Here is a 16,439-nt window from a genome sequence, read left to right on the forward strand (position 1 = left end):
ATGACCATCATCGTGGACTACGCCGAAATTCGGGACTACGACACCGCCACCACGGTGTACCGCACCTACGGCACGCCGAACAACGGCGGCACCATCCCCAGCGGCGCCATCGCCAACGCCACCGTGCCTCCCTCCATCATCGTGGCCACCAACGAGAAGCTGTACATCGAGCGGCAGAATACCCATATGGTGTATGACAGCGGCTTTGCCCTCTATCCCGCCCACAAGATCCTGAACACCTCCAACGAGGTCTGGAGCGCCAACACCTCCGACGACCAGATCACGGCCGTCGCGGTCACCGGCGCCACCGCCACTGACGCTCTGGTGGTGGGCCGGGCCAACGCCGCCGACCCCTACAACAACGGCAAGCTGGGCAAGACCACCATCGGTTTCCAGACCACCGGCGGGGACTACAACAACGATAAGAACCACGCCCCCGGGACCACCGCCGACCACGATTACGGCTACGACGCCGCCAAGAACTGGCTGGTCACCGGCACCTACTTCGGCACACTGGAAGTGGACCTTCAGGAGTCCACCGACGCCATCATGACCGGCACCGCCGCGGGCAACCACTTCACCGCCTTCCTGGACAACAACGGCACCGTCTGGGTCTGGGGCGACAATGAGTTCGGCGTCCTGGGCCAGGGCAATACCGCCGGCACCACCGGCGCGGGCAGCACCGCCTACGCCGACCACACCGCCGCCGGAATCCCCGTCAGCGCCAATCCCCAGAAGGTGCGGGTGCAGAACGTCGCCCCCGACGGCACCCCCATGGTGGACGCCAGCGGCAATCCCGTGTACACCTACCTGGGCGAGCTGACCCGGACCGTCGTGACCAGCGACGGCATGGGCGGCACCGTCACCCAAACCCTGCCCGACAAGGTGAAGGCCATCGCCGCTGGCGAGGACCACATGGTGGCCCTCACCCAGAGCGGCAAGGTCTATACCTGGGGCCGCAACAACCTGGGCCAGCTGGGCTATGCCCCGGGCACCCCGTACAGCACCGTGGCCAAGCACGTGGCCATCCAGCTTCCCGACGACACGGGCGCCATGCAGGACGTGGAGATCGTCGGCATCGCCGCCGGCACCGGCCACACCCTGGCTCTGTCCCTGGAGGGCCAGGTCTGGGGCTGGGGCTCCAACGTGTACGGCCAGAGAGGCACCCAGGATCAGCCCTCCAGCGACGCCGCCAGCGTCAATGTGGTGCCCCGCCGGGTGGTGGGCCACCTGGGCGAGAACTTCCTGGAGAACATCGTCCTCATCTCCGCCGGCGGCGACTCCAGCGCCGCCGTCCGGGCCGACGGCAGCCTGTGGACCTGGGGCCGCAACGACAACGGCCAGCTGGGCATCAGCACCCAGCTCAACCAGGGCTCTCCCTCCCAGGTACGCAAGGGCGAGTCCAACGCCGTGGGTTACTATATCCAGAACGTGTCCAGCGCCGCCGTGGGCTTCGACCATATGCTGGCCGTGGTCACTATCGGCAGCGGCAGCAGCCAGCAGCAGGAGAATTACGGCTGGGGCTCCAACTACTACCGCCAGCTCACCACCGAGGCCGGTACTCCGGTCTACACCACCACCGGCACCGGTTCCTCCGCCGTCACCACGGAGACCGGCCGGGTGGTCACAGACCCCATCCGTCTGGTGAAGAGCTATGACGCCGGAACGGATACCATCGTCTACCTGGACAACGTTGCCAACCTGTTTGCCGGCAAGTATTTCTCCTTGTCTATCAACATCAACACCCCCAACCAGACCAACAGCCACGACAATACCGAGCGCAGCGTCTACGCCTGGGGCATCAACGACAAGGGCCAGCTGGGCATCGGGAACGTGCCCGGCGCCTGGGCCGCCTATCCCGCCGCGGTGCTGGCGGGGGACTCCGCCATGCTCACGGTGGGCGGGGATACCGATGTCTCCGACAACGTGGCCGGGCAGAAGTTTGACGACACCAACGCCCACGCCACCACCACCGGCACCCTCACCGAGGTGAAGAACCTCTCCGCGGGTTACGGTCACGTCTCCGCCCTGCGGCAGGACGGCTATGTCTGGTCCTGGGGCGACAACACCTACCACCAGCTGGGCACCATCAACAAGACCACCACCAGCAACAACGTGCCCACCCTCTCCGGCTACCGGGCGAAGAGCTACGTGGTTCTCTCCGGCGCGGAGCTGGAGGACCTGGGCGCCGCCGCGCCCGGCGCGGGTACCGATGTTACCTATCAGATCAACGGCGCCACCTTCACCGTCAACGGCGGCACCGTGGAAGTGGTCTGCGCCGCCCCCCGTCCCACCGAGAGCGGCTGGATCTTCCGCATGAACGACAGCCAGCAGCTGCGGGTGGCCGCGAACCAGTACTTCTACACCACCGGCACCTATGTCAACAGCGCCAACCAGCTTCTGAACGCCGACCATGTGACCGTCAAATCCATGGACGAGCGGGTGGCCACCGTGGATGCCGACGCCGTCAACGGCGGCTGGATCATCCGGCCCTCCGGCCTCGGCCACTACGGGGAGACCGCCGTGGTCTTCCGGGCCTATGACGCCGCCGGCCAGTGCGTGGCCGAGAGCGTCCTCCAGCTTACGGTTTACAGCAGTGAGGGCGTGGCCGCGCCCATGCTGGCCGCCGGCGCCAACCACACCCTGGCGCTGAAGGCCGACGGCACCGTCTGGTCCTGGGGCTCCAACAGCTTCGGCCAGCTTGGTATCGGCGAGACCGTGATCCGCAGCTATATCGACGTCCACAACCAGAGCAGCAACGTGGGCATCCAGAACACCTACGCGGTAGACTACACGTACAATACGCCCATCCGCTGGGAGTATTCCGAGCTCTGGAGCGTCGTCATGGACGGCGAGGGCTTCAATGCCCTGAAGAGCTACACTACGCCCCAGAAGGTCCTCTTCCCCGAAGGGGTGGAGATCATCCAGATCGCCGCCGGCGAGTACACCAGCTATGCCCTGGACAGCACGGGCCACGTCTGGGCCTGGGGTGACAACTCCGTGGGCCAGATGGGCAACGGCACCTGGGCGTATCCCTATCAGTTTACCAGGGACAGGTTCTATTCGTGGTCATATGGCTGGGGCTACGCCAATGACATCGGCTATGTGGACACCAACAACTACGTGCCCGCCCAAGTGCTGAACATCGGCGGCGGGGCGGAGGGCCTCTCCGGTGTGGCCTCCATCGCCGCCGGGCGGGACTATGCCCTGGCGTTGCTGAGCAACGGCACCGTGGTGTTCTGGGGCAACTCCGGCCTCTACCAGAGCGTGGAGAAAAACGCCATCGACCACTCCAACGGCCCCATCCAGTATGACCGTAACGGCCAGTCTTACCCCCAGGCCGACGACAATACGCAGCGCACATACGGTGGACAGCTCCGCTCCGGCGACGGTGTGGAGGGTACCGTAAGCAGCGGGGACTACTGCACCCATAGCTGGTATGAGACGTACGACACCTATTTCAGCCAGAACGACACCTTCAAGACTTCTCCCGTGGCCGTCCTGGGCCCCGGCGGCACCGACCGGCTGGGCCACAGCGACACCCTGGATCACCCCGAGTATGCGCTCACTACCGCGAACATGACCGCCAAGGTCACCAAGCTGGTGGGGAGCAACTACGCCACCGCAGCCCTGACCAGCGACGGAACCGTGTACGTCTGGGGCATGGACGACGCCGGCAAGACCGACGACGAGGGGACCACCGCCAGCCACGGCGTCATGGGCGACGGGGCGGGCGTCTCCCGCATCTATCCCGTCCAGGTGAAGGCGGGCCAGCAGTTCAGCGGCAGCCATTACCTCCAGGACGTGGTGGATCTGGCCGCTGGCGGCAGCCACTTCCTGGCCCTGACCTCCACCGGCGTCATCTACGCCTGGGGCGACAACGCCAAGGGCCAGCTGGGCCGGGACAACACCCAGGTTACCGGCAGTGCCCTGCCCGTCCGGGTCACGCCCATGGATACCAACGGTGACAACGCTTTCACCGCCACCAAGGTCTACGCCGGCGCGGACAGCTCCTTTGCCATCGACAGCGAGGGCCGTATCTACGCCTGGGGCGACAACGGCCTGAACCAGCTTGGCCTGGGTGACGGCGCTGCGGCTGTGGTCTGCGTGCCCACCCGCGCCCGCCAGGGCGAGAGCGTCAACTACGCCGAGACCGTCAAGACCGCCAACAACGGCGCGGCCATGACCGACTACAACATCAACCAGGCCGTGACCAGCAACTCCGGCGGCTCCGCTGACTTCCAGGGCGCCCGTTTCATCACAGCGGGCAAGCATACCTCCACCATCTACCGTGACGACGGCACCGTTTGGGCCATGGGCGACGCCAGCGGCTCCTACAAGGACGGAGCCGGATACCGCCTGACCACCGGTGTGTTGGGCAATTTGAAGAACACCGCATCCAGCGCGCCCGTCCGGGTGGGGGTGGCCGACGTGGACACCCTCTTCCTGGGCCACATCACCGTGACTGAAAACAATGGCACCACCGAGACTCCCGCCAGCCTGGACGCCGTGAGCTACGACCTCACCGGCGCGGGCCTGGAGAGCCTTGGCGCGAGCACGCTCAAAATCGTGGAGGATCAGGTCCTCAACATCTATGTGAGCGACGTGGTCCAGAACGTCCAGATCCAGACCGGCACCCAGTGGGTGGACACCACCACGCCTACCTATGATTACTATGTCTGGGTGAAGCAGACCGATGGCAGCTACGACGGTCCTTACCTCAACGACGGCAGTGTGACCATCCCTGTCAGCCCGAGCGATACTTATGGCTTCGACACCGACGGCGACGGCGTGGCGGACGACATCTTCACGAACGGCGCCGGGATCCTGCCCGCGGTGTGGAACAACACCTACGTGCAGGAAGAGGTCCCCGTCTATGACACCGTGGCCAAGACCGTGTCCGGGGTCCAGCGGTATTTCGCCGGCGGGCTCAACCTGGGCCTGAGCGACGGGCTGAAGGCCAACAGCGACCAGAACTACGGCCTGCTTGCCGCGGATGTGGACGACTTCACCGTGTTCTCCTCCAACGAGAGCATCCTCACCGTCAGCTACGACGCCGCCAATGCCCGCTGGCGCTTTATCCCGGTGCCCAACGCCTTCGGCACGGTCACCGTGGTCATCCGCCACAACGACAGCGAGCTGTCCCGCCTGATCCGGGTGGAGGTGCGCCCCGAGACCGACGTCATGGAAAACCCCAACGAGAAGTTTACCGCCCCCAAGATCGTCTACGGCGGCGAGCACGCCCTGGCCCTGAAGTCCAACGGCACCGTCTGGGCCTGGGGCGACGACAGCTACGGCCAGCTGGGCGACGGCTACTCCGACCCCTCCTTCTATGAGTACGTGCCCATCCAGGTCTGCGATCCCACCGGCAGCGGTTACCTCAAGCAGATCGTGGACATCGCCGCGGGCGACGGCTTCAGCATGGCGCTGGCCGCCGACGGCACCCTCTACACCTGGGGCCGCAACGACCGGGGCCAGCTGGGCTTGGGCACCCCCGCCGACAAGCTGAACGTCAACGTGACCTATCCCACCTCCGTCGCCTACCGCACCACCGCCGACGAGCCCGCCGTGGCGGCCATTTCCGCCGGCGCCAACCACGCCCTGGCCCTGCTGGCCGACGGCACCGTCCTGGCCTGGGGCGACAATACCTATGAGCAGGTGGGCGGTATTACCCGCGAGACGTATTACACTAAGCCGCAGGCCGTGAGCCGGGGCGGCCTGGTGAACCAGAGCTGCGACGCGCCCGACTCCTGTGTCCGGGCCCACGTCACCGACTGCGAGCGGCTGCTGGCCCACGCGGTGATGGTGGAGGCCGGTCATGGCTATTCCGCCGTGGTGCTGGCTGACGGTACCGCGTACACCTGGGGCGCCATCAATATGGACGGCACCTGGAGCATGGACATCGGCGACGAGAGCCGGGTCCAGGGCAACTTCGAAGGTGTTTACGAGGCCCAGTACCAGGGCAAGGGTGGGTATAACAAGGATACCGACGCATATGGCTCCAACGCCCATCTGACCACCGGCGCTTATCGCAAGACGGTCCAGAAGAACCACATGAATACTTATCTGGAAGGCTTGGGCCAGCGGGTGCCCATGCCCGTGCGCAACGGCGCCGACCTGACCAGCGGCAACATCACCGCCGGGACGGATCTGTCCGCCTCCTCCGCGGAGCAGACCGGCTTCGTCCTGCGGGACGTGGTGGAACTGTCCGGCGGGAACTACAAGGGCGGCGACGGCAGCCACCTGCTCTTCCTGAGCGCCGGCAAGGTCTCCGCCAGCGCCGGTACCGCCGACAACTCCGCCACCATCTACGCCACGGGCTCCAACGCCCACGGCCAGCTGGGCGACGGCACCACCGCCGCCTCCGGCCGGACGGTCAAGTCCTCCGCTGTTATGGCGGAGCTCCTGGCCGACGACAGCGCCAACGGCGGCCTGACCACCGCCGCCGAGCGGGCGGTCAACGTGGCCGCCAACGGCGCCCAGAGCGCCGCCATCACCGCCGCCGGCAACACCTACGTCTGGGGCCGGACGGTCCAGACCGGCGGGGTCCAGACGGCGGACGGGGACACCAGCGTCACCACCGATAACGTCATTTACCGCCTGTACGCCGGGACCACCGGCGTGCGGGAGATCGACAACAGCATTGCGCAGGACGGCACCGGCCTGGGCCGGATGACCTATGGCCTGGCCCTGTCCGGCACCGCCGCCATGATCCTGAAGTCCGACGGCACCCTCTGGGCCTGGGGCCGCAACGACAAGGGCCAGCTGGGCGCGGGCATTGAGGAGGCCGAGACCTCCGTGGGCATCGCCTCCGTGGGCGTGGCCGCCCCCGTCATGGTGGCCCTGGCCGAGGGCAGCTTCGACCGGCTGGTCTTCCGGGACGTGGTCGTGGGCGACGCCGGCGTCACCGCCGCCGCCGGGGATTTGGACGCCTCCGCCCTGGGCAGCTACGTGATCCACGATCCCATGCAGGTGGATCTCTACCTGGATCGGAACCAGAGCTTCCAGATCAAGCTGGACAGCATCCTGAAAGAGCACGTTGACGCCTTCAACGTGCTGGTGGAGGCCGTCTGGATGTCCCTGACCAGCGAGGAGAAGAACAAGCTGGTCTACCGCAGCCTCAATGAGAAGCTGCTGACCATGGACGGGACGGTGAAGGGCCTGGCCCATGTCCAGAGCGCCGCCACCGCCGGGGCCTCCACCTACGTCACCGTGGAGCTGGACGGCCGTCTCCTGGGTCAGATCAAGGTCAACTTCCACGCCGATCCCCTGGGCACCAACAGCGTGACCGGCGGGACCATCCATACCGTGGCCATGCCCATGATCCTGGCGGGCGACCACTTCACCGCCGCCCTGCGGGCGGACGGCACCGTCTGGACCTGGGGCCGCAACACCGGCCTGGAGGCCGACCATCTGGCTTCCGGCACCGTGGCTGGCCAGCCCGCCGCCGAGGGGACCGTCATCTACGCGCCCACCCAGGTGCGGGACGGCGGCGACGCCACAGGCTACCTCACCGGCGTGACCCAGATCGCCATCGGCGACGACTACATGCTGGCCCTGAAGGCCGACGGCACCGTGGTGGGCTGGGGCGTCAACGACAAGGGCGAGCTGGGCAGCGGGACCACCGACAATGTCTTCTCCGGCGCCGCCGACGCCGCGCTGGGCATGGGCTCCGCCGTGATGACGCCCACCCGCGTGGTGATGGACCATCTCTTCCAGCTGGACGCCGACGGCAACCGGGCCTATGAGGCCCTGGGCACCGAGCGCAAGGAGGACCAGACCTACGGCAGCTTCCTGCCCCAGGGCACCTATTCTCCCGACAACGTAATCGCCGTGGCCGCCGACGGCACGGATATCGCCGCCGGGGACACCGTGACGCCTGTGGACCACTACGAATATGTGGACAAGGTGGTCAAGATCACCGCCAACGTTGACCATGCCGCGGCCCTCACCGTGGACGGCACCGTCTACGTCTGGGGCTCCACCGCCCATGGCCAGAACGGCCGGGACAAGTGGAAGAACGGCCTCTTCACCCGGGCCATGGTCAGCAACAGCCACAACATCATCGACATCGCCGCCGGGGAGCGCCACACCGTCCTGCTGAAGGCGGACGGCTCCGTGTGGGCCTTGGGCGACAACACCTTCGGCCAGCTGGGCAGCCGTCCCTACGGCGGCGCCACCGGCGTGACCAAGACCAGCTACCAGCAGACCATCCCCGTCCTCAAGGCCGACGGCACCCCGCTGACCGGTATCGTGTCCGTGGCCGCCGGCGGGAACTTCTCCCTGGCACTGGATCAGGACGGCAAGGCCTGGATCTGGGGCCAGTACGGCGCCCTGTCCGCCGCTCCCGCGGCGGCTGCGGAGCCCGCGGAGAACGCCCACTTCTATGCCTCCGCGGTGGACTTCTCCGTGGATCCGGGGGTCTATGCTCCCGAGGATATGGTGGAGCGGGACACCGACGGCGACGGAAACGCCGACGAGCACTACGTGGGCATCAACCAGATCTCCGCCATGGATGGCTCCGCCGGGTTCCTCACGGTCACCGGCTCGGCCTACCGCTGGTACGCCGTGGGATCCTCCGACGCGCCCGACGTCCATCAGAGGGTGACCGCCGGCGAGACCGCCCAGGCGGGCTATCAGTACGGCGCCCTCTCCGGCGCCACCCAGATCAGCGCCAGCGACAGCCACCTGATGATCGTCATGGCTGACGGCACCGTCTACGGCGCCGGGGCCGACGACCACGGCGAACTGGGCGGCAAGGACTTTGCCACCGACGACAGCAGCCGGGAGAAGGGGAGCCTGACCCAGGCCACCTTCGGCCTGCCCGCCGTGCAGCCCGTCCGGATCACGGTGGATGGCGCCGACGTGGATCTGAGCGCCGTGCCCGAGTGGGTGATGAAGAACACCGAGAGCTTCACCCTGGGCGACGTGAGCCATGGGGCTCCTTACGTGCTGGATCTGACCAACACCCTCAGCCGGGAGACCATCACGGATCATACCGGCTACACCGTGTCCGTCCAGGGCGGGGATACCGAGCTCCTCACCGTGACCGACACCGGCGCCGCCTATCAGGTGGAAGCCGTGGCCGGGGCCACCGGTACGGCCTATCTGGTGCTGCGTGCCGGCGGGGCCGAGGTGGGCCGGATGAAGGTCAGCGTGGTGGCCGACACCGCCGTGACCACCGCCTCCGGCGCTGCCGTGGCTCCCATGGTGGCCGCCGGTGACGACTTCACCCTGGCGCTGGCCAGCGACGGCAAGGTTTACAGCTGGGGCACCGAGGCCAACGGCGTCCTGGGCCGGACCGCCAACCCGGGCTATGCCTACGGCCAGGTGGAGTTCCTGGACGACACGGGCAGCGCCCGCGACATCAAGTATATCGCCGCCGGCGGCATGCATGCCCTGGCGGTAGACACAGACGGTTTCGTCTGGGCCTGGGGCTATAACGAGTATGGCCAGCTGGGCACCGGGGACACCGTTGGCGTCAGCACACCCAAAATGGTGGAGAACCTGACCGGTGTCGTGGCGGTCTCCGCCGGGTACGATCACTCCCTCGCCCTGGACGGCAAGGGCCAGGTCTGGGCCTGGGGCAACAATGAGCACGGCCAGGCGGGCGTGAGCAACGACACCGCCCACGGCGGCCAGACCTTCCTCACCGTCCCCGTCCAGGTCTACGGCTTCTCCACCAGCCAGGGCCAGCTGGAGGGCCGGACGGCCCCCTACCACCTGGATGAGGTGGTCCAGATCGCCGCGGGCGGCCGCCACAGCGTGGCCCTGACCGCGGGCGGCGCCGTGTACACCTGGGGTCACGGCTCCGACGGCCAGCTGGGTACCGGCACCACCTATGACAGCTATGTGCCCAGAGAGATCCTCTCCGACGGTATGTTCGCCTTCAGCCACGACCACCGGGCGGTGGCTGTGGCCGCCGGCGACGCCCATACCCTGGTGCTGGTGGAAGACACCGGCGCGGAAGGGAAGGACCAGGGCGAGGTCTACGCCTTCGGCTACAACTACTTCGGCCGCCTGGGCAACGGGACCACGGAAAACAGCCTCTATCCCGCCGTGGTTCTGGAGACCCCCAACACCATGGACGCCTCCCAGGCCATCCGCCACATCGCCGATGTGGCCGCCGGTGGGACCTTCTCCTACGCCTTCACCGGCGAGGGCAAGGTGTACACCTGGGGCGAGAACACTTATGGCCAGCTGGGCGACGGCTCCGCCGCCACCAAGTCCACCGCCACCGTCAACTACGTGGCCGAGGGCGATACGCTGACCTACCTGGAGGACATGCGGGCCATCTCCGGCGGCGTGGGCCACGCGGTCATGCTCCGCAACGACGGCTATGTCCTCACCTCCGGCCGCAACGACCGGGGACAGCTGGGCGTGGGAAGCCCCGCGGATATCGCCAACGTCACCATGCCCACCGTGGTGGGCGGCGACGGCACCTCCGCCCTGGGCACCCTGACCTTCCAGGCCGACGTGTACCGCTATGACGAGGCCACCGCCGCTTACACCGGCGAGATGAACGTGGACAAGAGCCTGGGCATCGACCTGAACGGCTATGATGATTATGTCAACCTTTCCGCCCTCCAGCTGGTGGCCGGCAGCGGCACGGGCCTGAACCTGTTCGGCGCCACCGGCGGCCTGAGCGGTGCTTTGGGCACGCCCAACTTCAAGGTCACTTCCAACAGCGCCATCGTGGGGGTCACCGACAACGGCGACGGCACCTACACCCTGCGGCCCTCCAAGGGCTCCTTCGGCGTGGCCGTGGTCACCGTCACCGACCTGGTGAGCGGCCTGGCCGCCAGCGTCACCATCCGGGTCAACTCCACCGCCGAGGGCGATCAGATCACGGCCTGGACCAACACCACCCCCATGGTGGTCTCCGGCAACAACTTCACCGTGGCCCTGCGCTCCGACGGCACCGTCTGGGCCTGGGGCGACAACACCTACGGCCAGCTGGGCATCGGCACCACCGGCAACTACCAGTACGTGCCCGTGCAGGTCATCCGCACCGAGAGCTACCGGAACGCCCGGGTGCTCCAGAATGTGGTGGCCGTCGCCGCCGGGGCCAACCACGCCCTGGCGCTGGACGCCAACGGCTTTGTCTGGGCCTGGGGCGCCAACGACTTCGGCCAGCTGGGCACCGGCGACAGCACCCTGCGCTCCACCGCCACCCGGGTCCGCTCCGGCGACGCCGACGTGTGGTATGCCGTGAACACCACCACCGGCTGGCCCCAGATGAACGAGGCCACCGGCACGGACGGCGTCACCTATCTGGCGGGGGCCGTCCGGATCTACGCGGGCGCCAACGTCTCCGCGGTCCTGGGCGCCAACGCCGCGGGCAACCCCGTGCTGTTCACCTTCGGCGACACCGGCTCCGGCCTGCTGGCCAACGGTACGGTGGCCGGGGGCCGGACCGGCAGCCAGTACGACGCCCTGCGGATGCACCGCTCCGGCAGCGCCAGCCAGCCCAGGCTTACCACCATGGACCGGTATACCGGAACTTACAATGCCCAGGGCAGCCTGATCAACACCGTGACCACCGGCTATACCCTCAAGGAGCTGGCCTTCGGCCCCTCCATCGCCCTGGCCATCACCACCGACGGCCAAGTCCTGGCCTGGGGTAGCGGCGTGGCCTATCAGGATCCCGCCACCCTCACCGGGCGTCTGGGCGCCGCTCCCGTGGCCCTTGCCGCCGGGACCAGCGCCGCCAGTGTGCTGTGTGCCGACGGGAAGGTATACACCTGGGGCGACAACACCTACGGCCAGCTGGGCCGGGACATCTCCATGGACGCCGCCGCGGCCAACTACTACGGCAAGCCCGCCCCGGTGCAGCTGCCCAACAAGCAGCCGCTTACCGGCGTGGTCTCCATCACCAGCGGCAGCTACCATACCATGGCCCTCACCGCCGACGGCTCCACTTACGGCTGGGGCTACAACGGCGACGGCCAGCTGGGCGACGGCACCCGCTTCGACCGGGGCACCGCCGTGGAACAGCGCCGGCTGCCTGCGATTTATGTCAACTGTGACGACATGGGGGCCGCCGTCCAGAGCGGGCGGACCACCCTGTCCGCCGGGGCCTATCACTCCGCGGCGGTGGCCGCCGACGGCACCATCTACACCTGGGGCACCAACACCAGAGGCCAGCTGGGCACCGGCTATACCTTCAACGACACCCTGTCCCCGCTGGTGGCGGGGGCCAACACCGACCTGGAAGTGGCCGATGCCCATATCCTGAACACCGGCGCCGTCACCACCAGCATGGCCCCCGTGGCCTACATGGCCTCCATCGGGTATGAGGAGACCGTCAGCCTCTTCGCCGAGGAGGATTACGGCATCAGCCTCTTCTCCTCCATGGCCCTCACCCCCGACATGGACGACGTGGCCGCCTCCGGCCTGGCCTTCAACGCCTCCAACCCGCTGCCCGACAAGATCATCCTGGGCGACGACCAGGTGCTTGTGGTGAACAAGGCCGCCGTGTACGAGTACAACAACGCCTATCTGAACCTGAGCCAGACCGGCTCCCAGACGGTGAACCGGGTGGAGGACATCACCATCACCTCCTCCGATCCCGCCCACTTCGTGGTCACCAACGACTGGATCGTCTCGGTCAGCATGCCTCCCGAGCAGCGGTTCGAGTCGGCCACCATCACCATCTCCGACCGCTTCGGCAACGCCCTCAAGCGCATTGAGGTGGAGTACCGCAAGATCGAGACACCCGCGGACGATGTGGACGACTCCTCCGTGGTGGCCACGCCCATGGTGGCCTCCGGCAGGAACTTTACCGTGGGACTGATGAGCGACGGCACCGTGTGGACCTGGGGCGCCAACAACGCCGGCCAGCTGGGCATCGGCGTCAGCGCCAACGCGGGCGCCGCCGAGGGCAGCGTGACCTATTCCGCCATCCCCGTGCAGGTGCGCGCGCCTCTGCCCGCCGCGGATCCCTATGTCAACGGCGTCATCGCGGGCAATACCAAGGGCGACTACCTCACCGGCATCGTGAAGATCGCCGCCGGCGACGACCACGTGCTGGCCCTCTCCGCCGACGGGCACCTCTACGCCTGGGGCGGCAACGACGTGGGCCAGCTGGGCGTGGGCAGCGTGGGCGACAAGCTCCGGCCCACCCTGGTGATCCGGGGCAAGCAGGGCTTTGCCCAGGCTCGTCCCGACGACCTGTACACCACCACCGACGCCGGCATCCCCGCCAAGACCGAGGCCTACCAGCAGTATGTGGACGCTTACAGCGCCTATATGAACCTGGAGCCCATTGACGGCGTGGTGGATATCGCCGCGGGCAAGAAGTTCTCCCTGCTGGCCGACAAGGACGGCTACGCCTACACCTTCGGCAGCAATGAAAACGGCGTCCTGGGCGTCAACCGTACCTATCAGATCCCCGGCGACACCACCAACGAGAGCTTCGGCTACGGCGCCGAGCGCCTGACCAACACCCTGGCGCCCATGCGGGTCCTGGCCGGCTTCCAGAGCGGGCAGGAGTTCTACGCCGTGGATATCGACGAGACCCGCTACCTCACCGACATCGTCTCGGTGGCGGCGGGGGAGGGCCACGCGGTGGCCCTGGACCGGTACGGCTCGGTCTTTGCCTGGGGCGCCAACGGCGCCGGGCAGCTGGGCAACGGCCACGAGAGCTCCGACAGCGTCAGCGTGGACACCACCGGCCTGCGCTTCAACCACACCCAGAAGATCGTGCCCGTCCGGGCCGCCATCGACGACGTGTGGCAGGTGTCCGCCGGAACCAGCAACACCGCCGCCATCCGCAAGGACGGCACTGTGTGGACCTGGGGCTCCAACAGCCGGGGCCAGCTGGGCATCGGGCTGGAGAGCGGGGAGCTGTCCAAGAGCTCCACGCCCCTTCAGATCAAGGCCACCGATACGGTGGAGGACGGCCACCTGCCGCTGGATCTGACCCAGACCGACGTGCTCCACGTCTCCGTGGGCAAGAACCACATGATGGCCGTCACCCGGGAGGGCAAGGTCCTCACCTGGGGCGAGGCCATGACCGGCCGCCTGGGCAACGAGAACTACGTGACCGGCTATGCCGTGCGGCCCATCTATGCCCAGTTCACCGCGGGCAGCGGCAAGCAGGGCATCGTGACGCCCGCCTTCTCTGTCTCCGCCGGTGAGGCCCACAGCACTGCGCTGCTGGGCGACGGCACCGTCTGGAGCTGGGGCGACAACAGCAGCTACCAGCTGGGGTCCCTCCAGGTGGGCGGCGGCAACGGCGCCCAGGCCACTCAGGCCGTCCTGGTGGGCAGCGATAAGAACAACTACACCCTCAACCTGCGCCAGCTGGTGGACGGCGTGTCCCAGCCCATGCGCTATGAAAACACCATCAGTGTGGACGACGTCATCACCCTGGACGGCGCGGGCTTCTCCATCATCACGGAGGAGGGCTTCAACCTCATCAACGGCACCCTGGCCGCCAAGCTGGACGGCACCCAGGTGTCGGGCCTGACCTGGAGATCCCTGGACGAGACCGTCGCCGTGGTGGATGCCACCGGCGTGAATCCCGTGGTGAAGCCCGTGGGCTTCGGCACCACCTATATCGTGGCCACCTTCGCCTACGTGGACGGCGCGGTGTACCGGGAGTACAACGGCTTCTTCAAGCTCGACGTCACCCCGCTTCCCGAGCAGACCGGCGTGCCCTCTTCCGCCTCCAACCCGGACGCGGTGGACAGCCTGGTCTTCCCGGTGCTGGGCGCGGGCGCCGACTTCTCCGTGGTCCTGCGGGACAACGGTACGGTCTGGACCTTTGGCGACAACACCTATGGACAGCTGGGTGTGGGCGCCGGCGTGAGCCTGCCCTCTTCCACCTCTCCGGTCCAGATCTTGGGCCAGGGCGTGGACAGCCGGGTCATCACCCAGATCGCCGTGGGCGAGCGCTTCGCGCTGGCCCTGACCAGCGAGGGCACCGTCCTGGCTTGGGGCGACAACAGCTACGGCCAGCTGGGCCTGGGCGACAGCCTCTACGGCAAGATCGTCCCCGCCCCCACGCTGGTCCGCCCCGAGGGCTTCAGCGACTACAACAAGATCGTGGATATTTCCGCCGGCCGGGATCACGCCCTGCTCCTCACCAGCGACGGCAAGGTGTACGGCATGGGTTCTTACGGCAGCGGCAAACTGGATACTGCGCGGGCCTCCGGCAACGCCCGGGTGCCGGTGTATCTGGTGCTGCCCTCCAACGTCCAGCCCTACGACATCTCCGCCGACGAGAACACCACCCACATCCTCACCCGCAGCGGCGACGTGATCTCCCTGGGCAAGAACATCTACAACAACGGCGGCTATGACTACGGCCAGTTCGGCACCGCCAAGATCATCGCCCGGGGCCCCTCCTACGCCGAGGGTGACGTCCACAGCAACCTGGTGGCCCTGTCCTCCGGCAACAACTCCGTCATGGCCATCAACACCGACGGCCGGGTGGTGGTCTGGGGCCGCAACGACCGGGGCCAGCTGGGCATCCAGAATATCCTGGACGCCGGCAACCCGGAGGACCATACCGTTGGACCCTACATCCCCGTGGCCACCGTAAACAACAGCTATAACTTCAATACCTGGGATGTCCCGACGGACACCCTGTATCCCAGCACGGCCATCCACGTCTCCGCCGGACCCACCGGCCTGGCGGCCTACAAGGGCGCCACCGGCGGCCTGGAGGAGGACGGCATCACCCTCACCGAGCGGACCGTCCGCTCCGCCGGCGACAACTCCAACGGCCAGCTGGGCATCGGCCATGACCTGCGGGATCCCGCTTCCACCCGGGTGTACAAGCGCACCCAGGCGGGCTATGTCCTGGCTGGCGAGGCCAACGCCTTCAACGCCAACGCCCCCATTGACCGCATCATGTCCATCGCCACCTCCGCCTACGGCGACTTCGCCCTGGCCTACGACAACGACTTCGGCACCGTCTACGCCTGGGGCGCCAACGCCAGCGGCCAGCTGGGCGACGGCACTTACGCGGACAAGAAGCTGCCCGTGGTGGTCAACAACAACGGCGGCGGCTCCTATCTGGATATCTCCAGCGTGATCCTCAACGGCAGCGGCACCATGCCCAGCTACAACGCCGTGCTGGACCTCACCGCCCCCGCCTCCTCCGTGACGGGCTCCGGCCTGCGGACCACCGGCGCGGCGGCGGCCTCGCTCTCCGCCAAGTCCGGGGACACCGTCACCGTGGTGGTGGAGCTGGATCCCGCCCAGTACACCGTTGTGGCCGCCATGGTCCGCCACAACTCCACCGGCATCGTGGAGACTCTGGACGCCGCCTTTGGCGCCGTCTCCGCCACGGCGCTGGAGGCTACGTTCACCATGCCCTCCGACAGCGTCACGGTCTACGTGGAAGTGGCCGCCGTGGGCGCCGCCTCCGCCACCGGCCATCTGGTGACCCTGGACGGCGAGTCGGCCAACGTGGGTGTGGACGCCGC

The 16,439-nt window shown here is 67.4% G+C and carries 1 protein-coding gene (only partly in view); it reads left to right on the forward strand.

All 16,439 nt of this window come from inside a single coding sequence — locus tag AAEU42_RS03160, RCC1 domain-containing protein, on the forward strand. Of the gene's 102,660 coding nucleotides, 36,354 precede the window and 49,867 follow it; the stretch shown corresponds to coding positions 36,355–52,793 (codon 12,119, complete, through codon 17,598, partial); the first codon wholly inside the window starts at nt 1. Both codon boundaries (start and stop) fall beyond the window edges.

The organism is Pseudoflavonifractor phocaeensis (assembly GCF_038439875.1).
Classification (GTDB): domain Bacteria; phylum Bacillota; class Clostridia; order Oscillospirales; family Oscillospiraceae; genus Vermiculatibacterium.